This is a genomic window from Gordonia sihwensis, from assembly GCF_029632925.1.
Taxonomy (GTDB): Bacteria; Actinomycetota; Actinomycetes; order Mycobacteriales; family Mycobacteriaceae; genus Gordonia; species Gordonia sihwensis.
In genome coordinates this window covers 2772206-2791089 of record NZ_CP121248.1, presented here as the reverse complement: position 1 = coordinate 2791089, position 18884 = coordinate 2772206, and the positions used below count along the sequence as shown (strand labels likewise).

Below are 18884 nucleotides of genomic sequence, written 5' to 3'. Positions count from 1 at the left end.
CTCAGGTGAGGTCTTCGCCGGCCTTCGGGAGGTAGATCGCGACGCGATCGTCGTAGCTCTTCACGTCCGCACCTCGGGTGGCCTTGTTGACGGTGGCCATCTGCGCCGCCCCCGCGACACTGGTCATGCGGCCCACCGCTCCGTACGACTTGCGGAAGTCCTGCGGGCTCGGCTTGCCGACCGATGTGCTTCCGGCGGCCGGCCGCATGAACGTGTCGAGCCGCTGTGCCTTGGCGATCGACACCGCTATCCAGTCCTTGCCGACGGCGCAGCCGCTCACCCCCGGCCGATCGGGCCAGCTCCACAGCGTCTGCAGACCGCGAGGGCCGACCAGGGAGAGCCGATCGCCCGGCGCGCCGCTGTCGGCGACGTACAGCTGGCCGTCGGAGGCCGGTGACGGGCAGAGCGCGACGTTCGACCCGAGCCCCGACGCACGGATGTCGGGCTTCGGGTCCGCGACGTTCGGGTCGATCGAGAAGATCTTGCCCGCGAGCGAGGCCGGGTTCGACGCGGCGGCCGGATCGCCCGCATCGCCGGTCGCGACGATGAGCTCGGTCGGCGACGCGAACGAGATCGATCCCATGTTGCCGGTCGCGCCCTTCGGGATACCGGTGAGAATCGGCTTCACCGACCCGGTGGGGGCGATCCGGACCACGCGATTGTCGGACCCGGTGGTGATCAGCGCGTAGATCAGCTGATCCTCGGCGTACGTGGGCGACATCTCGAAGTCGACGAGCCCGCCGTCGCCGGAGGCGTCCACCTCCACGCCGGCGACCGCACGCTGCGGACCGTACCGCTTGGACAGAATGATCTTGCCGGTGGTCCGTTCGGCGACGTACGTACTGCGTCCCGACGAGTCCGCGGGCCGCACACCTCCGGTGGACGCCAGACACGTGGCGATCACCGCCGGATCCGGGTCGACGCAGGGCCCGGTCGGCGGGGGACCGCCGCCCTGATCGTCCGACGGAGGCGCCGGAGGCTGCTCGGGGGCCTGCTGCATGGTGGGCGGCGCAGTGAAGGAACCCTGGTCGGCGGCCTGGTCCTCTTCGCTGAAGTTCACACACGACGTCGACGCCAATACGACGGCCACCGCGGACGCCGCGGCGAGCAGCGCGCGGCCGGCAGTCCGGGAGTGTGATGGCATTCCACCACTCTAACGATCGTTACCAAATCGTCGGGTGCCGCTCGGCCCTCACGCGGGCGCACGGCCATAGAGTCGGTAACCGTGAGTAGTTCCGATGACAAGCCAGGGACCGGAGGGGATCCGTCGGCTGCGGGCAGTCCGTACGATGAACCGACCGACGCCATCGAGCGACCTCGGGTGCGTCGGCCGAAGCCCGACAACGACAGCTTCTTCGACAGGCACGGCCGCAGGCCGGAGCCCGCGGTTCAGGATGCGATCGACGAGAAGGCCGCACGCGAGGAGGCCGTCGAACTCGACGAGTCGCCCACTGAGACGCTGCCGGTCACCGAGCCGACCGAACCCGTAGCCACGCTGCCCGACGGTTCACCGCCGGACGATGACGCGAAGACCGCGGTGATCATCAGTTCGGGGGGTGCCGCAGCCACGGAGAGCCCGATCAAGAAGAGCTCGTCGGACGAGCCGGTGCACACCGAGCCCTTCGTCAACGACGAGGACGACGGTGAGGACCCCGGCGAGCGCAGGGGATACGCGGAGCATCTCACCGAACCGCCGCTGCCTTACATCGAGCCGCAGCCCACCGCACCGCTGCTCGAGCCCGAAGACGACTACGTGGGGGCACCGCAGCCGCGCGACGAAGAGGAGTACGTCGCCCAGGCTCCGGAGCCGGTGATCCGGCGCGGAACGCTCGATCTCGGCTTGCTCATTCTGCGCGTGGTGGTGGGCGTGACGTTCACCCTGCACGGTCTCCAGAAGCTCACCGGCTGGTTGAACGGACCCGGGCCGGACGGCTTCGCGCAGTTCCTCGCCAACAAGCCGAATCCCGGCATCGGGTTCCACGACAACGCCACGACGGCGCTCTCACTCGTCGCCGGAGTCAGTGAGACCGCGGGCGGCATCCTGCTGATCCTGGGGCTGCTGACGCCGATCGCCGGGGCGGCGGTGCTGAGCAGCATCCTGGTGGCAGGCACCTACAAGGCGACGCTCGCCGGCGGCCTCTGGTTCTTCTCGGCCGACGGCGGAGGCAACGGGCTCGAACTGGAGATCGTGCTGGCCGCCGCGGCGGCGGCGCTGATCCTCACCGGGCCCGGCACCTACTCCTTCGACCGTCGCTGGGGATGGTCGCGCAGGCCGGCCTGGGGTTCGGCCGCCTGGTTCATCGTCGGCGTCGGCGTCGCCGTGGCCGTCTGGATCGCTTTCAACGGCACCAATCCGCTCGATTCGCCGGGGAACCCGACGTCCTGACGCACTCCTGAACTCATATGCCGTATTCCGTGACCCGAATCGGGTCACGGAATACGGCATGAGTGCTTTCAGCCGACAGTGTTCAGTCGACGACGCGGACGGCGCCCTTGTCGGCGGAGGCCGCGAGCTTCGCGTACGCGCGAAGCGCCTTGGTGACCGGACGCTGGCGGTCGCGCGGCGTCCACGGGTGCTCGGAGGCTTCCATCTTGGCGCGACGCTCCGCCAGGGTCTCGTCGTCGACGAGGACCTTGAGGGTGCGGGATTTCACGTCGATGAGGATCTCGTCGCCGTTCTCCACCAGACCGATGTCGCCGCCGGCCGCGGCCTCCGGGGAGGCGTGGCCGATCACCAGGCCCGACGATCCGCCCGAGAAGCGGCCGTCGGTGACCAGACCGCACTTCTTCCCCATGCCGGTGCCCTTCATGAAGGCCGTCGGATGCAGCATCTCCTGCATGCCGGGCCCGCCGGCGGGCCCCTCGTAGCGGATCACCAGCACCTCGCCCGCCTGCAGTTCCTTCGACAGGATGGCGTGCACCGCGTCCTCCTGGCTCTCGACGACGCGCGCCGGGCCCTGGAAGTGCCACAGCGACTCGTCGACGCCGGCGGTCTTCAGGATGGCGCCGTCCCGGGCCAGGTTGCCGTGCAGCACGCACAGTCCGCCTTCGACGGTGTAGGCGTGCTCTTTGTCGCGGATGCAGCCGTCGGCGGCATCGGTGTCGAGCGACTCCCAGCGGTTGGAGGTGGAGAACGGTTCGGTGGTGCGGACGCCGCCCGGGGCCGCGTGGAACAGTTCGATCGCCTGATCGGTGGCCGTGCCGCCACGGATGTCCCAGTCGGCGAGGTAGCTCTCGAGCGACGGCGCGTGAACGGGATGGACGTCGGTGTTGAGCAGACCGGCGCGGTTCAGTTCACCGAGGATCGCGGGGATGCCGCCGGCGCGATGCACGTGCTCCATGTAGTACTTCGGTGAATTGGGCGCCACCTTGGCCAGGCACGGAACGTTACGTGAGATGCGGTCGATGTCCTTCAGATCGAAGTCCACCTCGCCCTCCTGGGCCGCGGCCAGGATGTGCAGAACGGTGTTGGTGGATCCGCCCATCGCCACGTCGAGCGCCATGGCGTTCTCGAAGGCCTGGCGGGTGGCGACGTTGCGCGGCAGCACCGACTCGTCGTCGTCCTGGTAGTAGCGCTTCGCGATGTCGACGATCAGCTCGCCGGCGCGCGTGAACAGGTCGCGGCGTGCGACCTGGGTGGCCAGCGTCGATCCGTTGCCGGGCAGCGACAGCCCGAGCGCTTCGGTGAGGCAGTTCATCGAGTTGGCGGTGAACATGCCGGAGCACGACCCGCACGTCGGACAGGCGGACCGCTCCACCTCCAGCAGTTCCTTGTCGTCGACGTTGCTGTCGGCGGACGCCGAGATCGCGTCGATCAGGTCGGTGCCCGGGCGCACGACGCCGTTGATGACGACCGATGTGCCCGCCTCCATCGGTCCGCCGGAGACGAACACGGTGGGGATGTTGAGACGCATCGCGGCGTTGAGCATGCCCGGCGTGATCTTGTCGCAGTTCGAGATGCAGACCAGGGCGTCGGCGGTGTGCGCGTTCACCATGTACTCGACGGAGTCGGCGATGATCTCGCGGCTCGGCAGCGAGTACAGCATGCCGCCGTGACCCATCGCGATGCCGTCGTCGACGGCGATGGTGTGGAACTCCTTGGCCACGCCGCCGGCCTCGCGCACGGCGTCGGCGACGATCTCGCCGACGTTCTTCAGATGCACGTGACCCGGGACGAACTGGGTGTACGAGTTGGCGATCGCGATGATCGGCTTCCCGAAATCGTCGTCGGTCATACCGGTGGCGCGCCAGAGGGCGCGGGCGCCGGCGGCTTCACGGCCGACGGTTGTGGTGCGAGACCGCAGGGCTGGCATGGAATTCCTCGCTAGAAATCGCTGAACTGGACCCGGACGGGCTGACGATCCGGGATGTCCTTCAACTTTACGCTCAGCTGTCCAGAGTTATTCCCGGCCTCGGTACCGGCGACGCCGACGGCGGAATCCGCCGGGGCGCGGGGGCTTCAGATCTGCAGGACCGCCTTGGCGATCGAGAAGTAGATGATCAGACCCGTCGCATCGCAGAAGGTGGAGATGAACGGGGTGGAGAACACCGCGGGATCGACGTGGATGGAGCGCGCCACCAGCGGCATGATGCCGCCGACGGTCGCCGCGACCGTGCAGACCGAGAGGATGGTCAGCCCGATGACGGTACCGATGCCGATGTCGTAGACCAGTCCTGCGACGAGGAATCCGACGACGCCGAGGGCGGCGCCCATGGTGACGCCGACGCTCATCTCCTTGCCCGCGACTCGGAGCACGTCGGAGGTGGTCACCTCGTCGGTGGCGAGCGCACGGGTCACCGTGGTCGCCGCCTGCGAGCCGGTGTTGCCGCCGATGCCGGTCAAGAGCGGAATGAACAGTGCGAGGGCCACCTTCTGCTCCAGTGTGCCCTCGAAGATCTCCAGGACGTTCACCGTGAGGATCGCCGAGATCGCCAGCACGAACAGCCACACCACTCGCGCGCGGGTGATCGCGAACGTCGAGGCCTGCAGGTACGGCGTCTTCAGCATCTCGCGGGCGCCGGCGCGCGCCTCGTCCTCGTCGCGGGCCGCTTCGACCACCTCGGCGGCGTCGTCGAGGGTCAGGACGCCGAGCAGTCGGTCCTCGTTGTCGACCACGGGCATCGCCATGATCGACCGGTCGATACAGCGCTGGGCGGCCGACTCGGCCGGTTCGGCGGCGTAGGCGAAGATCGGCGCCTTCGTGTGCTCGGCGACATCGGTGTCCGGATCCGAGAGCAGCAGATCGCGCAGGCTCGCCACGCCGATCAGGCGGCGCTGGTGGTCCACCACGGGCACCGTGTAGATGGTCTCGGCGTGCCGCCCGCGCGCCTTGATCCGCTCGATCGCCGTGCGGCAGTCGTCGTCGGGGAAGACGTGCACGAACTCCGGACTCATCCGGCGTCCCACCGACCCGCGCCGGAACCCCAGGACCACCGCCGTCGTCTCGCGCTCGGCGGGGGAGAGGGAGCGGATCAGCGCCTTGGCGACGTTCGCGGGGAGCTCGTCGAGCAGCTCCGCGCGGTCGTCGGGGTCCAGATGGTCGAAGGCGTCGGCCACCTCCGCGGTCCCGAGCGAACTGATCAACGCGGCTTGCGCGGTGGAGCTGAGGTCGTCGAAGACCTGCACGGCGTCGTCCTTGGCGAGCAGCCGGAAGGCGATGGTCCGGTCGCCCTCGTCCATCGCGTCGAGGATAGCGGCGGCGTCCTGCGGGGCCAGTTGCGAGAGTTCGCGGCCCACGAAGGCCAGCCGGCCGTCGTCGATGGCGCTCTGCAGGGCCTTGGCGGTGAGTGTCGTCATGGGCTCCGTGTCGGCGTCGTTGGCGGATGCGGGCGCGGCGAGCGCCCCGGTCAGCGAGCGGACAGTCGGGCGTCCCGCTCGGCGGCGAACGGATCGGGGATGCGGCCGCCGCTGGCGTTCGACAGCGCGGGCAGATCGGAGAAGCCGACCGCGGGCAGCCGCACGCTCGATCCGTCTCGGGCCACCAGGCGCACCGCGCCCCAGCGCGGGAACCGGATGCCGTCGACGTCGTGCCACGGGAGGCGGCTGGTGCCGAAGGTGCCGACGGCGGTGACGCCCTGCTCGTCGACGATGGTGCGGAGCCGGTGAATCCACCACGCCAGCGCGATCGGCACGATGACGGTCCAGGCGAAGCCGGCGACCGAGATCCCCATCAGCATGATGACGAGCAGAAACGCGACCGGCACCGCGAAGTAAGCGATGCGCGAGATGGAGAAGACCTTGGACGACTCACTCATATTCCCCATTGTCTCACGCACCGCGCCGGGCGCAGGTCACAGCTTCGGGCGAGAGGGAATGATTTGACGCGAGACCCGGAACTGGCCTACTTTGTCCACGTGATGAATCAGAAGCTTCTCGTAGTAATCGGTCGGCGCGTCGACGCCTGATCGGTCACTTCGTAGACCTTCAGATACCAATTACGACGCGCCCCTCGCACAGCCTCGCTGGCGGGGGTTTTTTCTTGTCGGGAGCCGGACGAGAAGTCCCTCCGGCCTGATCGGGAATCGCGTGGAAGAGCAGAACACAAGAGGATGAGGATCGTGCAGTGAGTACTCCAACAGCACGCGGGTCGTCGACCCGACCGCAGTCGCCGTCCACCGAGGGCATGCGCTCACCGGGCGCCGTCGTCGCACCCGAGCGGGTCACGGGCGCGCAGTCCGTGGTCCGGTCGCTCGAAGAGCTCGGCGTGGAGGTCGTGTTCGGCATTCCCGGCGGCGCCGTGCTCCCGGTCTACGACCCCCTGCTCGACTCGCAGCGGGTCCGGCACGTGCTCGTCCGTCACGAGCAGGGCGCCGGACACGCGGCCACCGGCTACGCACAGGTCGCCGGCCGTGCCGGCGTCATGATGGCGACGTCCGGCCCGGGCGCCACCAACCTGGTGACGCCGTTGGCCGACGCCCAGATGGACTCGGTCCCGGTGGTCGCGATCACCGGCCAGGTCGGGCGCTCGCTCATCGGCACCGACGGCTTCCAGGAAGCCGACATCTCCGGAATCACGATGCCGATCACCAAGCACAACTTCCTGGTCAGCAGCGCGGCGGAGATCCCCCGGATCATCGCCGAGGCCTTCTACATCGCGGAGTCGGGCCGGCCCGGCGCGGTGCTCGTCGACATCCCGAAGGACATCCTGCAGGCGCAGACCACGTTCTCGTGGCCGCCGCAGTTCGAACTGCCCGGCTACCGTCCGGTCACCAAGCCGCACGGTAAGCAGATCCGTGAGGCCGCGCGGATGATCGCGCAGTCGAAGCGTCCCGTGCTGTACGTCGGCGGCGGCGTCATCAAGGCCGAGGCCTCCGAGGAGCTGCGTGAACTCGCCGAACTGACCGGCATCCCCGTCGTCACGACGCTGATGGCGCGCGGCGCGTTCCCCGACAGCCACGATCTGCACATGGGCATGCCCGGCATGCACGGCGCGGTCGGCGCCGTCGCCGCCCTGCAGCGCAGCGATCTGCTGATCACCCTCGGCGCCCGCTTCGACGACCGGGTCACCGGACAGCTCTCGTCCTTCGCTCCGGAGGCCAAGGTGATCCACGCCGACGTCGATCCGGCGGAGATCGGCAAGAACCGCGAGGTCGACGTCCCGATCGTCGGTGACGCCAAGGCCGTCATCGCCGACTTGATCGAGGCCATCCGCGCCGACCTCGCCGCGGGCGGGGCCAAGCCGGACATGGTCGACTGGTGGGAGTACCTGCGGGACATCCGCAACACCTACCCGCTGAGCTACGACAAGCAGTCCGACGGCTCGTTGTCGCCGGAGTACGTCATCGAGCAGCTCGGCAAGGCCGCCGGCCCCGACGCCGTGTACGTCGCGGGCGTCGGCCAGCACCAGATGTGGGCCGCGCAGTTCGTCAAGTACGAGAAGCCGCGCACCTGGCTCAACTCGGGCGGCCTGGGAACGATGGGCTACTCGGTTCCGGCGGCGATGGGCGCCAAGGCCGCGGCTCCGGACAAGGAGGTCTGGGCGGTCGACGGCGACGGATGCTTCCAGATGACCAATCAGGAGCTGGCCACCTGCGCCATCGAGGGCTTCCCGATCAAGGTCGCACTGATCAACAACGGCAATCTCGGCATGGTCCGTCAGTGGCAGACGCTGTTCTACGACGAGCGGTACTCGAACACCGATCTGGCGACGCACTCGCGGATGATCCCGGACTTCCTCAAGCTCGCCGAGGCGCTGGGCTGTGTCGCCTTCCGCGTGGAGCGCGAAGAGGACGTCGCACCGACGATCGCGAAGGCCCAGGAGATCAACGACCGCCCGGTGGTCATCGACTTCATCGTCGGCAAGGATGCCCAGGTGTGGCCGATGGTCGCCGCAGGCACCGGCAACGACGAGATCATGGCCGCGCGCGACATCCGGCCGCTGTTCGACGACGAGGAGTCGGCCGCCGACCCGGCGGAGATCCACGACGCAATGATTCGTGAGCAGGCCACGAGCGAAGGGAACCAGCAGTGAGCACCCATACTCTGAGCGTTCTGGTCGAAGACCGTCCGGGCGTGCTCGCCCGCGTCTCGGGCCTGTTCTCCCGGCGCGGATTCAACATCGAGTCCCTCGCTGTCGGTCCCACCGAGCTGAAGGGCATCTCGCGGATGACCATCATGGTCTCGGTGGAGGACTTCCCGCTGGAGCAGGTCACCAAGCAGCTCAACAAGCTCGTCAACGTGATCAAGATCGTGGAGCAGGAGCCGGCGAACTCGGTCTCCCGCGAACTGATGCTGATCAAGGTCCGCGCCGACGCGTCCAACCGGAGCGAAGTGATCGACGTGGTGAATCTGTTCCGCGCCAAGGTCGTCGACGTCTCACCGGAGTCGGTGACCGTCGAGGCCACCGGAACCTCGGACAAGCTCGAGGCGCTCCTGCGGATGCTGGACCCGTACGGCATTCGGGAGATCGCGCAGTCGGGCGGTGTCACGCTCGGCCGCGGCCCCAAGAGCATGTCCGCCAACCGCTGACATCTCGAGCTCGGTTCGCCGAGTGAAGCGTCAGACCCCGGTCGCGGCCACCGTCACACCGACGGGTTGAATGGTCACGACACACAACACAAATATTTCGTATTGAAGGGATTCCACTGTGGCAGTCGAGATGTTCTACGACGATGACGCCGACCTGTCGATCATCCAGGGCCGCAAGGTGGCCGTGATCGGTTACGGCAGCCAGGGCCACGCACACTCGCTGTCGCTGCGCGACTCGGGTGTCGAGGTCGCCATCGGTCTGCGCGAGGGCTCCAAGTCCCGCGAGAAGGCGGCCGAGCAGGGGCTGAAGGTCATGACCGCGGCGGAGGCCGCCGCCTGGGCCGACGTCATCATGCTGCTGGCTCCGGACACCAGCCAGGCGCAGATCTTCACCGATGACATCGCACCGAACCTGAACGACGGCGACGCGCTGTTCTTCGGGCACGGCCTCAACATCCACTTCGACCTGATCAAGCCGCCGGCCAACGTGACCGTCGCGATGGTCGCGCCGAAGGGACCGGGCCACCTGGTCCGCCGTCAGTTCGTCGACGGCAAGGGCGTCCCGGCGCTCATCGCCGTCGATCAGGACCCGAAGGGCGAGGCCCAGGCGCTGGCGCTGAGCTACGCCAAGGGCATCGGCGGTACCCGCGCCGGCGTCATCAAGACCACCTTCAAGGAAGAGACCGAGACCGACCTCTTCGGTGAGCAGGCCGTGCTCTGCGGCGGCACCGAGGAGCTGGTCAAGACCGGTTTCGAGGTCATGGTGGAGGCCGGCTACGCACCGGAGATGGCCTACTTCGAGGTCCTGCACGAGCTCAAGCTGATCGTCGACCTCATGTACGAGGGCGGCATCGCCCGCATGAACTACTCGGTCTCGGACACCGCTGAGTTCGGCGGCTACCTGTCGGGCCCGCGCGTCATCGACGCCGACACCAAGGAGCGCATGCGCGCCATCCTGAAGGACATTCAGGACGGCACCTTCGTCAAGCGTCTCGTCGCCAACGTCGAGGGCGGCAACAAGGAACTCGAGGCGCTGCGCAAGCAGAACGCCGAGCACCCGATCGAGGTCACCGGCCAGAAGCTGCGCGACCTGATGAGCTGGGTCGACCGCCCCATCACCGAGACCGCCTGAGTCTCAGCGGCCACCGCCGGCGCACCTCTTCGACGACCCCGCACCCGATCCCGGGTGCGGGGTCGTCCGCGTTCGCCGGCGGGATGCCCTCGCTACCATGCTGCGCAGTGCTGCGGCGACCGCGCGCGGCGACGAGAAGGGGAGAACAGATGGGCGAAGTCCGGCATGAGGCAGTCATCGGGGCCCCACGCGAGGCGGTGTTCTCGTACGTGGACGACTACCGGAACGTGCCCGAGTACATGTTCGGGGTCGGTCGGTTCACGCCGACCACCGAGGTGACACACGGCCAGGACTCCGAGTTCGAGACGGCCATCCGGGTCGGCCCGAAGGAATTGACGTCGACGGTGCGCTGTACCGAATGGATCGACGGACAACTGATCAGGCTCGAGTCGGTGAAGGGCTTCGGCGCCGACACCGCGTGGACGTTCGCCGACGGTGACGAGCCGGGTACCACCGTCCTCCGGGTCGTGTTCGGGTACACGCTGCCCGGCGGGCTCGCGGGCAAGGTGCTCGGCGGACTGATCGGCCCCTTCGCCGAACAGGGCGTGAAGCATACGGAGGCGAAGATCAGGGCGGCCGTCGAGGACTGACCGGCGGCGATCCCGGGGGGCGGATCAACCTTGCCATCGGCGCATGGCATTGTGGTGTGCACAACATCGGGCACACCGCAATGCCCGTTCGACCGCAACCGATCGATCCCCAGGAGTCACCAATGCCGGGAGTTCGCCAGACCGTGACCACCGAGGCGTCGCGCGACCGCGTGTTCGCGTACGTCGACGATTACCGAAACGTTCCGAGCTGGATGTTCGGCGTCACCCGGTTCACACCCGTCACCGACCACACGTCCGGGCTCGGCGCCACGTACGAGGCCTGCATGAAGATCGGTCCGAAGAACCTCACATCCACCCTTCGGGTCACCGAGTGGGTGGAGAACGAGTGCGTCGTCCTCACCTCCATCGCCGGCTTCGACGTGCGGACCGGCTGGCGGTTCGCCGACGGCGCCGACGGGCAGACCGTGGTGGATGTGAACTTCGACTACGACCTGCCGGGCGGCCTGGCGGGCAGGGCGCTCGGTGCGATCATCGAGCCCGTCGTCGGCCAGGCGGTGAGGCAGACCGAGGCGGCGCTCCGGGCCGCGGTGGAGAGCAGCGACGCCGCCTGAGCGCGCGCACCGGCACAGACAGACGTCGGGCCCCGAGACGGAAGGTCTCGGGGCCCGGCGTCGTTTCGTCGGCCGCTTCGGCCTACACCGGCTTGAAGTTGTTGTAGCCGATCTTGTTGAGCCGGTTCAGGATCGTCTTGGCGTTGGTCCCGGTCTCCGGTCCCAGGCACGACAGGAAGTAGTAGGCGTTGACCATGCCGACCAGCTGATCTCCGACCACCACGGGGCTGCCCGAATCGCCCTCGATGACGCACATCTGGCTGAAGTGCGAGGTGCCGTCGGAGAACCAGGTGACGCCGCAGGTGTTGCCGGTGGTGCGACCTTCCTTGCACAGGATGGTCGGGAACTGGACCGGGGTGGTGTTGACCTTGCGGATCGTGACACCGCGCACGGTGCGCGTCGGAGCGACGTTCGAGTTGAGCGCGATCACCGCGACGTCGATGTCCGACGCCGAGTAGACGACCGTGCCGATCTGGCCGCGGCTCTGGAAGCTCTCCGAGATCACTCGCTGACCGGGCTTGCCGCAGTGGCCGGCGGTGACGGCGATGAGCTGTCCCTTTCGCGGCCCGGTGGTCGGACGGCCCACGGTGGTCACCGTGCACGCCGCCGCGCTGTTCCCTCCCTTGAGGACGAGGATCCCGGACCCGCCGCCGAGCGGAACCTTGGGTGCGGCATCGGCGGTACCGACTCCGACCAGTGACAACAGGCCGGCGGCGAGAACCGCGAGCAGCACCGTCAACTTCTTCATTGCATCTCCGCTCAGTACTTGTCGAGGCCGCGTATGTCTTCACGGGCGACGTGCCTACCTTAAGTGCCCTCCGGGGCAACGCCCAATGCCCGCCTCAGATACCGCTGCAGTTGTGACGGAAATGAGACGACGTCAGCAATGTACACGCGCCCAGGTGTCGGGCACCACATTCGCATCGGGGCGGATGTGCCCGCGCGGCGCCGGGGAATTACGATGGCGGGGCAAGTCTTGGGTGCCGGACCTGGCACTCTTCACCGGAAGAAACCTGGAGAATGCAGTGACCGAAAGCGGCCGTCCAGTTGTCCTCATCGCTGACAAGCTCGCCCCCTCGACGGTGGAAGCCCTCGGCTCCGACGTCGAGGTGCGCTGGGTAGACGGCCCTGATCGCCCGAAGCTGCTCGAAGCAGTGGTCGACGCCGACGCCATTCTGGTGCGTTCGGCGACCACCGTGGACGCCGAAGTCCTCGATGCGGGTAAGAATCTGAAGATCATCGCTCGCGCAGGCGTCGGCCTGGACAACGTCGACGTGCCGTCGGCCACTGAGCGCGGCGTCATGGTCGTCAACGCTCCCACGTCCAACATCCATTCGGCGGCCGAGCATGCGATCGCCCTGCTGATGTCGACTGCTCGTCAGGTCCCGGCCGCCGACGCCACGCTCAAGGAACACACCTGGAAGCGCTCGTCGTTCTCCGGCGTGGAGGTCTTCGACAAGACCGTCGGCGTCATCGGGCTCGGCCGCATCGGTCAGCTGGTCGCCCAGCGACTGGCCGCCTTCGAGGCCAAGATCATCGCGTACGACCCCTACGCCTCGGCGGCCCGTGCGGCACAGCTGGGCATCGAGCTGGTCGGCCTCGACGAACTCCTCGAACGCGCCGACTTCATCACCATCCACCTGCCCAAGACCAAGGAGACCGCCGGCCTCATCGGCGCCGAGCAGCTCGCCAAGGTCAAGGACGGCGTCATCATCGTCAATGCCGCTCGCGGCGGGCTGATCGACGAGCAGGCCCTGGCCGACGCCATCAAGGCCGGCAGGGTCCGCGGCGCGGGCCTGGACGTCTTCGACTCCGAGCCCTGCACCGACTCCCCGCTGTTCGACCTCGACCAGGTCGTCGTGACGCCGCATCTCGGCGCCTCCACCGCCGAGGCCCAGGACCGCGCGGGCACCGACGTCGCCGCCAGTGTGAAGCTGGCGCTGGCCGGACACTTCGTGCCGGACGCGGTGAACATCACGGGCGGTCCGGTCGACGACGAGGTGGCGCCGTGGCTGGAGCTGTCGCGCAAGCTCGGCGTCCTGGCCGGCGTCGTCGCGGGCGGCATGCCGACCAACCTGACTGTCGAGGTGCGCGGCGAACTCGCCGCCAGCCCGGTCGACGTGCTCGGCCTCTCGGCCCTGCGCGGACTGTTCTCGGCCGTCGTCGACGAGCCGGTCACCTTCGTGAACGCCCCGGCAGTCGCCGGTGAGCGCGGCGTGAGCCACGACGTCGTCACCGAGACCGAGAGCCCCAACCACCGCAGCCAGGTGGACGTGCGCGCGGTCTTCGCCGACGGCAGCATCGTCAACGTCGCCGGAACGCTGACCGGACCGCAGCAGGTTCAGAAGATCGTGAACATCAACGGCCGTAACTTCGACCTCCGTGCCGAGGGCCGCAACCTGCTCGTGAGCTACGCCGACCAGCCCGGTTCGCTCGGCAAGATCGGCACCGTGCTCGGTGACGCCGGTGTCGACATCATCGCCGCCGCCCTGGCCCAGGACGTGGAGGGCAACGGCGCGACCATGATCCTGCGGCTCGACCGCGAACTCGACGACGCGCTGGTCGCGGCGGTCGGCGACGCCGTCTCGGCCACCCTCATCAAGCAGGTGGACCTGTCGTGAGCCAGGGCAAGCCGATGAAACTCGCTGTCATCCCCGGTGACGGGATCGGACCCGAGGTGGTCGACCAGGCGCTTCGCGTGCTGCGCAAGCTGCACCCCGACGTCGAGACCACCGAATACGACTTCGGTGCGCGCCGCTACCACGCGACCGGTGAACTGCTCACCGACGAGGACATCGCCTCGCTGCGTGAGCACGATGCGATCCTGCTGGGCGCCATCGGTGACCCGTCGGTCCCGTCGGGCACGCTGGAACGCGGCTTCCTACTGAAGATGCGGTTCATTCTCGATCATCACGTCAACCTGCGGCCGTCGGTGCTCTACGAGGGCGTCGCCTCGCCGCTCGCAGGCGATCCGAAGATCGATTTCGTCGTGGTCCGCGAAGGCACCGAGGGGCCGTACACGGGCAACGGCGGCGCGATCCGGGTGGGCACACCGCAGGAGGTGGCGACCGAGGTGAGTGTCAACACCCGGTTCGGCATCGAGCGCGTGATCCGCGACGCCTTCGCTCGCGCGCAGTCCCGGCGCAAGAAGCTGACGCTGGTGCACAAGAACAACGTGCTCACCTTCGCCGGCGGCATGTGGACCCGTGCGGTCGAGGAGATCGGCAAGGAGTTCCCCGAGGTCGCGACGGACTACATTCACGTCGACGCGGCGACCATCTACATGGTCACCGACCCGGGTCGCTTCGACGTGATCGTCACCGACAACCTCTTCGGCGACATCATCACCGACCTGGCGGCGGCGGTGTCCGGCGGCATCGGCCTGGCGGCGTCGGGCAACATCGACGCCACTCGCGCCAACCCGTCGATGTTCGAGCCGGTGCACGGCAGCGCGCCCGACATCGCCGGACAGAACATCGCGGACCCCACCGCGGCCATTCTGTCCGTGGCACTGCTGCTCCGCCACCTGGGCGACGATGAGGGCGCGGCACGCGTGGAGAAGGCCGTCGCGGCCGATGTGGCGACCCGCGGATCCTCCCGCGGTTCCACCTCGGAGGTCGGCGACCGCATCCTCGCCGGCGTCTGACGACGATCCGTCTGCGAACGGCCTCGGCGCTTGCGCGTCGGGGCCGTTCCTCTCTCGCGGGCCAGGTACCGGGTTCCGGCGATCGCTCGGCTACCGTGACGAGTATGAGTGAATCTGCCCGGCGGACGATCGGACCGCTGGTTGTGCTGCTGGTGGGTGTCGTCGGGTGCGCACTGCTCGCGATCTGGTCCTCGGATCTGCCGGATCGGGTGGCCTCGCACTTCGGCGCCGACGGCGCCGACGGATTCTCGTCGATCACCGAGTTGATCGTGCTCACGGCGGCGACCGCCGTGGTCGGCGCCGTGATCGCGGGGGTCGGCGCCTTCGTGGTGAAGGAGCCGGTCACCTCGCGGATCGTGACCGGGATCGGAACCGGAACCGCGACCTTCGTGATCGCGGTGACGATCTGGATCACCGGCCGCCAGCGAGGGCTCGACGACGCATCGTCGGCGACGGCACCGGTCTGGCTGACGGCGGTCTGCGGCGTCGGTGCCTTGGTTCTCGCGGTCGCCGTCGCCTTCGCCACGCCGGTCCGGCCGGTCGGATACGGTCGCACGGCCCCCGTGGGCGAGGTGCCGGTCGCCCACGACGGGCAGCGCAGCTGGACGGGAACGGCGTCCGTGGGCGCGGGTGGCCTGGTGACCGTCGGAGCGGCCGTCGCCGTGCTGTGCGGGCTGGGTGTGGTGATGGCGAACTGGTATCTGCTCGGTGTGGCGGTGCTGGTCGCCGCCGTCGGGCTGGCATTGACCGGTTCGATACAGGTGAGCGTGTCCGAGGACGGCTTCAGGGCGGCGAGTCGGATCGGCTGGCCGGTGATCGCCATGCCGCTCTCGGAGATCCGGCGCGCCGAGGTCGTGGAGGTCAACGCGCTCCGTGACTTCGGCGGCTGGGGTTACCGGGTCTCGGGTCGGCGGAATCTGCGCGGCGCCAAGGGGTTCGTGCTGCGGTCAGGTCAGGCGCTGCTGGTGGTCGGTGACGACCGTCGCGAGGTGGTCGTGGTCGACGGCGCCGCCGACGCCGCGGGCGTCCTCAACGCACTGGTGTCTCGCTGATCCGGGGAGTGCGGTCGCGGGGCACGAGGGGGATCGCGATGACGGGTGCGATCGCTGCGACGGCGAAGGCGGCCGAGTAGCCCGCTGCCTCGATCAGCGCGCCGAGCACGGGCGTGCTCGCCGCGGTCGTGACGTACTGGGCGGTGTTCTGCACACCGAGGGCGCGGCCGCTCCACGACGGCCCGGCGAACTCGGCGATCGCCGTGAACGCCAGTCCGTTGTCGGCCACCGAACTCACCGTCGCGACCACCATCACCGCCGCGGCCAGCGGAGAACCGATCCAGTCGGTCAGCGCCAGCAGCGCGGTTCCGGCTCCCGCGGCCACGGCGATCACCCGGATCGGTCGCATCCTCGATCCCCAGACGTCGGATATCCGGCCGGCTGCGATGCGTCCCAGCGCGCCGACCACCTGTGTGGCGGTGACCAGGACACCGGCCCTCAGGGGCGACCACCCGTGCCCGACGATCAACCATGCCGGAACGAAGGTCCACAGCATCGACTGCGGGATCACCAGCAGGACGCTCACCGCGTGGACCCGCTGCAGAAATGTCGCCCCGCGATACGGATTCGCCGACGAGGCCGAGCCGGCGCCGCGTCCGATCGGGGGGTCGATGATCCCGAAGACCACGGCGATCAGCCCGAGCGCGGTGACGGCGACCGGCACCGCGAAGGCCGCCGTCAGTCCGGCCCGTGCGGCGAGCACCGGCATGGTGAGCGCGCAGACGGCGATGCCCAGTGGCTGCGCCATCTGCCGGATGCCCATCGCGGTGCCGCGCGAGGAGGCCGGGAACCATCCGACCACGATCCGTCCACTCGCACCGTTCGCCGCGCCCGCGCCCAGCCCGCCCACCAGCAGGGCCGCGGCCAGCGCGGTGAAGCCCGCGCCCGCCGCCGCGGCGGCCAGTGCGCCGATCGTTCCGGCCAGAGTGATCAGCAGGGAGACCGTCAGGACTCGGCGCTCGCCGAAGCGGTCCAGCGCCGCACCCCAGACGATGATCGTGAGGGTCAGGCCGATCGTCGGGATCGCCGCGAGCGTGGCCGCCGACGAGAGCGACATCCCCTGCGACCGATGCAGTTCCGGAATCACATAGGCCACTCCTGATGTGGCGCACGTCGTAGTCATCGCCGCCAGGAGCGAGCAGGCGAGCATCGTCCACGCTCTGACATCGGAGATGGATTCGGGGCGTCCCGGCATCATCGGCCTCCCGGTCGATCGGGTGAGACGCTGCGCCTTTGCGCTAGCGTCTCACATAGTGATATATCCGTTTCACATTCTAGAACCGTCCGACTCGTGCGTTAGCCTTGGGGCTATGAAATTGGGTCGTGTAGCCAGTCCTGACGGCGTCGCTTTCGTCGCCGTCGAAGGTGAGCCCGGGCAGGAGACGGCCCGGGAGATCGCTGAACATCCCTTCGGAACGCCCACGTTCACGGGGCGCTCATGGCAGTTGTCGCAGACGCGCATCCTCGCGCCGATCCTCGCGACCAAGATCATCGCCATCGGCAAGAACTACGCTGCGCACGCAGCCGAGATGGGCGGCGAGGCGCCGGCGGATCCGGTCATCTTCATGAAGCCGAACACCTCGATCATCGGTCCGGAGGCGCCCATCGTCCGCCCGCCGTCGTCCGAGCGCGTCGATTACGAGGGCGAACTCGCGATCGTGATCGGGCGCCCGTGCAAAGACGTCCCGGCGGCCAAGGCGGGCGAGGTGATCCTCGGTTACACGGTGGCGAACGATGTGACCGCCCGCGACCAGCAGCAGCACGACGGCCAGTGGACGAGGGGCAAGGGCTACGACACCTTCTGTCCGCTGGGGCCGTGGATCGTCACCGACTTCGACCCCTCCGACGTCCAGATCAAGACCGAGCTCGACGGTGAGGTGAAGCAGTCGAGCCGGACCTCGCTGATGCTGCACAGTGTCGGAGAGATCGTCGAATGGGTGTCGCGTGTGATGACGCTGCTGCCGGGCGACGTCATTCTCACGGGCACCCCGGAGGGGATCGGGCCGATGACCGCCGGTCAGCGCGTCTCGGTCTCCGTGGAGGGTATCGGGACGCTGAGCAACCCGGTGGTCGACAAGTGACCCGGCCCGCGCCGGCACGGCCTCAGACAGTGCGCGTCAACGGGATCAATGTGTCGTACACCGATGCCGGGTCGGGGCCTCTGGTGGTCATGGTGATGGGTACTGGGAGTCCCGGACGCGTGTGGCATGCGCACCAGCAGCCGGCACTCCTCAAGGCGGGCTACCGCGTCGTCACCTTCGACAACCGGGGTATCGCGCCCTCCAGCGAATGTGCCGAGGGCTTCTCGCTCGCCGACATGGTCGCCGACACCGCCGCCCTGATCGAGCATCTGGGCGGTCCCGCGCGGGTGGTCGGGACGTCGCTGGGCGCTCGGATCGCCCAGGAACTGGCGCTCGCCCGGCCGGATCTGGTGACTGCGGCGGTGATGCTCGCCACCTACGGGCGTCCGACCCCGATGCTCGAGGCCTTCTCGGCGGGGGAGCGGGAACTGTTCGACAAGAACATCACACTGCCCGATTCGTACCACGCCGCGCTCACGGCACATATGAATCTCTCGCCGCACACGCTCGCCGACGACCGCTCGGCGCGCGACTGGCTCGACATCATCGGCTTCAGCGGCCAGACGCGCGCGCCCGGCGTCCGCGCCCAGCTCGCGTTGCACGACCGCGAGCAGAACCGCCTTTCCGCGTACCGCGACATCGCGGCGCCGTGCCTCGTCGTGGGGTTCGCCGACGACCGGACGCTTCCGGCCTACCTGGCCAAAGAGGTATCCGAGGCGATTCCGGACGCCGAGTACCGTGAGGTGGCGCGAGCCGGTCACTACGGATACATCGAGCAGCCCGACGAGGTGAATTCGCTTATCCTCGAGTTCCTCAGCCGCCACAGATGATGGCGGGATCGGT

Annotated in this window: 17 protein-coding genes; 11 read left to right on the top strand and 6 right to left on the bottom strand. The window is 68.4% G+C overall.

Features of this window, described 5'->3' with window-relative positions:
• Position 1 precedes the first annotated feature (1 nt).
• The gene (locus P5P27_RS13440) at positions 2 to 1144 is read right to left on the bottom strand and encodes a PQQ-dependent sugar dehydrogenase (RefSeq protein WP_082083972.1); all 1143 of its coding nucleotides are present in this window, start codon (positions 1142 to 1144) and stop codon (positions 2 to 4) included.
• Positions 1145 to 1225: 81 nt separating this feature from the next.
• Here P5P27_RS13440 and P5P27_RS13435 point away from each other — a divergent pair, with 81 nt between their 5' ends.
• Positions 1226 to 2386 (top strand): DoxX family membrane protein, encoded by a 1161-nt coding sequence (locus P5P27_RS13435; protein ID WP_278124397.1) that lies wholly within the window; start codon positions 1226 to 1228, stop codon positions 2384 to 2386.
• An 82-nt stretch (positions 2387 to 2468) separates the two neighbouring features.
• Here P5P27_RS13435 and ilvD read toward each other — a convergent pair whose 3' ends face one another.
• From ilvD to P5P27_RS13420, 3 genes are all read right to left on the bottom strand, one after another.
• Positions 2469 to 4313 (bottom strand): dihydroxy-acid dehydratase, encoded by a 1845-nt coding sequence (gene ilvD / locus P5P27_RS13430; protein ID WP_045538712.1) that lies wholly within the window; start codon positions 4311 to 4313, stop codon positions 2469 to 2471.
• A gap of 146 nt (positions 4314 to 4459) precedes the next feature.
• Positions 4460 to 5797: a magnesium transporter gene (gene mgtE, locus P5P27_RS13425; protein ID WP_278124394.1), complete on the bottom strand. Its 1338-nt coding sequence runs from the start codon at positions 5795 to 5797 to the stop codon at positions 4460 to 4462.
• A 50-nt stretch (positions 5798 to 5847) separates the two neighbouring features.
• Complete coding sequence (locus tag P5P27_RS13420) at positions 5848 to 6255, bottom strand: PH domain-containing protein (RefSeq protein ID WP_006895932.1); 408 nt, start codon at positions 6253 to 6255, stop codon at positions 5848 to 5850.
• Between the two features lie 308 nt (positions 6256 to 6563).
• Between P5P27_RS13420 and P5P27_RS13415 the strand changes: the two genes are divergently transcribed.
• The 5 genes from P5P27_RS13415 to P5P27_RS13395 all read left to right on the top strand — a co-directional run bounded on the left by P5P27_RS13415 (position 6564) and on the right by P5P27_RS13395 (position 11262).
• Positions 6564 to 8471, top strand: a complete 1908-nt coding sequence (locus P5P27_RS13415) for an acetolactate synthase large subunit (RefSeq protein ID WP_081598085.1) — start codon at positions 6564 to 6566, stop codon at positions 8469 to 8471.
• Entirely contained in the window at positions 8468 to 8968 is a 501-nt protein-coding gene (gene ilvN, locus P5P27_RS13410) for an acetolactate synthase small subunit (protein WP_006895934.1), read from the top strand. Before P5P27_RS13415 ends, ilvN begins: the two co-directional genes overlap by 4 nt.
• Before the next feature lie 130 nt (positions 8969 to 9098).
• Positions 9099 to 10100 (top strand): ketol-acid reductoisomerase, encoded by a 1002-nt coding sequence (gene ilvC / locus P5P27_RS13405; RefSeq protein WP_174302284.1) that lies wholly within the window; start codon positions 9099 to 9101, stop codon positions 10098 to 10100.
• Between the two features lie 149 nt (positions 10101 to 10249).
• On the top strand, positions 10250 to 10690 hold the full coding sequence (locus tag P5P27_RS13400) for an SRPBCC family protein (RefSeq protein ID WP_006895936.1): 441 nt from the start codon (positions 10250 to 10252) through the stop codon (positions 10688 to 10690).
• Positions 10691 to 10812: 122 nt separating this feature from the next.
• Positions 10813 to 11262: an SRPBCC family protein gene (locus tag P5P27_RS13395; RefSeq protein WP_006895937.1), complete on the top strand. Its 450-nt coding sequence runs from the start codon at positions 10813 to 10815 to the stop codon at positions 11260 to 11262.
• An 82-nt stretch (positions 11263 to 11344) separates the two neighbouring features.
• On the opposite strand, the gene P5P27_RS13390 is transcribed toward P5P27_RS13395, so the two are convergent.
• Positions 11345 to 12010 carry a trypsin-like serine protease gene (locus tag P5P27_RS13390; protein ID WP_006895938.1) on the bottom strand — a complete coding sequence of 222 codons (666 nt, stop codon included), beginning with the start codon at positions 12008 to 12010 and terminating at the stop codon, positions 11345 to 11347.
• Between the two features lie 277 nt (positions 12011 to 12287).
• On the opposite strand from P5P27_RS13390, the gene serA reads away from it, so the two are divergent.
• The 3 genes from serA (at position 12288) to P5P27_RS13375 (ending at position 15960) form a co-directional block, all read left to right on the top strand.
• Positions 12288 to 13883: a phosphoglycerate dehydrogenase gene (serA, locus tag P5P27_RS13385; protein ID WP_006895939.1), complete on the top strand. Its 1596-nt coding sequence runs from the start codon at positions 12288 to 12290 to the stop codon at positions 13881 to 13883.
• 14 nt (positions 13884 to 13897) lie between these two features.
• A complete protein-coding gene (locus P5P27_RS13380; RefSeq protein WP_045538717.1) occupies positions 13898 to 14908 on the top strand; it encodes a 3-isopropylmalate dehydrogenase in 1011 nt (336 codons plus the stop codon).
• A gap of 104 nt (positions 14909 to 15012) precedes the next feature.
• The gene (locus P5P27_RS13375) at positions 15013 to 15960 is read left to right on the top strand and encodes a DUF1648 domain-containing protein (RefSeq protein ID WP_278124387.1); all 948 of its coding nucleotides are present in this window, start codon (positions 15013 to 15015) and stop codon (positions 15958 to 15960) included.
• On the opposite strand, the gene P5P27_RS13370 is transcribed toward P5P27_RS13375, so the two are convergent.
• Complete coding sequence (locus P5P27_RS13370; RefSeq protein WP_278124385.1) at positions 15938 to 17158, bottom strand: MFS transporter; 1221 nt, start codon at positions 17156 to 17158, stop codon at positions 15938 to 15940. The two genes, P5P27_RS13375 and P5P27_RS13370, sit on opposite strands and share 23 nt — an antisense overlap.
• A gap of 112 nt (positions 17159 to 17270) precedes the next feature.
• Here P5P27_RS13370 and P5P27_RS13365 point away from each other — a divergent pair, with 112 nt between their 5' ends.
• Together P5P27_RS13365 and P5P27_RS13360 are read left to right on the top strand one after the other, a co-directional pair.
• On the top strand, positions 17271 to 18041 hold the full coding sequence (locus P5P27_RS13365; RefSeq protein ID WP_062366961.1) for a fumarylacetoacetate hydrolase family protein: 771 nt from the start codon (positions 17271 to 17273) through the stop codon (positions 18039 to 18041).
• Positions 18038 to 18871: an alpha/beta fold hydrolase gene (locus tag P5P27_RS13360; RefSeq protein ID WP_045539419.1), complete on the top strand. Its 834-nt coding sequence runs from the start codon at positions 18038 to 18040 to the stop codon at positions 18869 to 18871. The genes P5P27_RS13365 and P5P27_RS13360 overlap by 4 nt, the downstream gene beginning before the upstream one ends.
• The last annotated feature ends 13 nt before the right edge of the window (positions 18872 to 18884 follow it).

What these genes read in the sequence shown, in the direction of transcription:
- P5P27_RS13440 (WP_082083972.1), bottom strand. Translation starts at nt 1,144, where the DNA reads ATGCCATCACACTCCCGGACTGCCGGCCGCGCGCTGCTCGCCGCGGCG.
- ilvD (WP_045538712.1), bottom strand. Translation starts at nt 4,313, where the DNA reads ATGCCAGCCCTGCGGTCTCGCACCACAACCGTCGGCCGTGAAGCCGCC.
- mgtE (WP_278124394.1), bottom strand. Translation starts at nt 5,797, where the DNA reads ATGACGACACTCACCGCCAAGGCCCTGCAGAGCGCCATCGACGACGGC.
- P5P27_RS13420 (WP_006895932.1), bottom strand. Translation starts at nt 6,255, where the DNA reads ATGAGTGAGTCGTCCAAGGTCTTCTCCATCTCGCGCATCGCTTACTTC.
- ilvC (WP_174302284.1), top strand. Translation starts at nt 9,099, where the DNA reads ATGTTCTACGACGATGACGCCGACCTGTCGATCATCCAGGGCCGCAAG.
- P5P27_RS13400 (WP_006895936.1), top strand. Translation starts at nt 10,250, where the DNA reads ATGGGCGAAGTCCGGCATGAGGCAGTCATCGGGGCCCCACGCGAGGCG.
- P5P27_RS13395 (WP_006895937.1), top strand. Translation starts at nt 10,813, where the DNA reads ATGCCGGGAGTTCGCCAGACCGTGACCACCGAGGCGTCGCGCGACCGC.
- P5P27_RS13390 (WP_006895938.1), bottom strand. Translation starts at nt 12,010, where the DNA reads ATGAAGAAGTTGACGGTGCTGCTCGCGGTTCTCGCCGCCGGCCTGTTG.
- P5P27_RS13380 (WP_045538717.1), top strand. Translation starts at nt 13,898, where the DNA reads ATGAAACTCGCTGTCATCCCCGGTGACGGGATCGGACCCGAGGTGGTC.
- P5P27_RS13375 (WP_278124387.1), top strand. Translation starts at nt 15,013, where the DNA reads ATGAGTGAATCTGCCCGGCGGACGATCGGACCGCTGGTTGTGCTGCTG.
- P5P27_RS13370 (WP_278124385.1), bottom strand. Translation starts at nt 17,158, where the DNA reads ATGATGCCGGGACGCCCCGAATCCATCTCCGATGTCAGAGCGTGGACG.
- P5P27_RS13365 (WP_062366961.1), top strand. Translation starts at nt 17,271, where the DNA reads ATGAAATTGGGTCGTGTAGCCAGTCCTGACGGCGTCGCTTTCGTCGCC.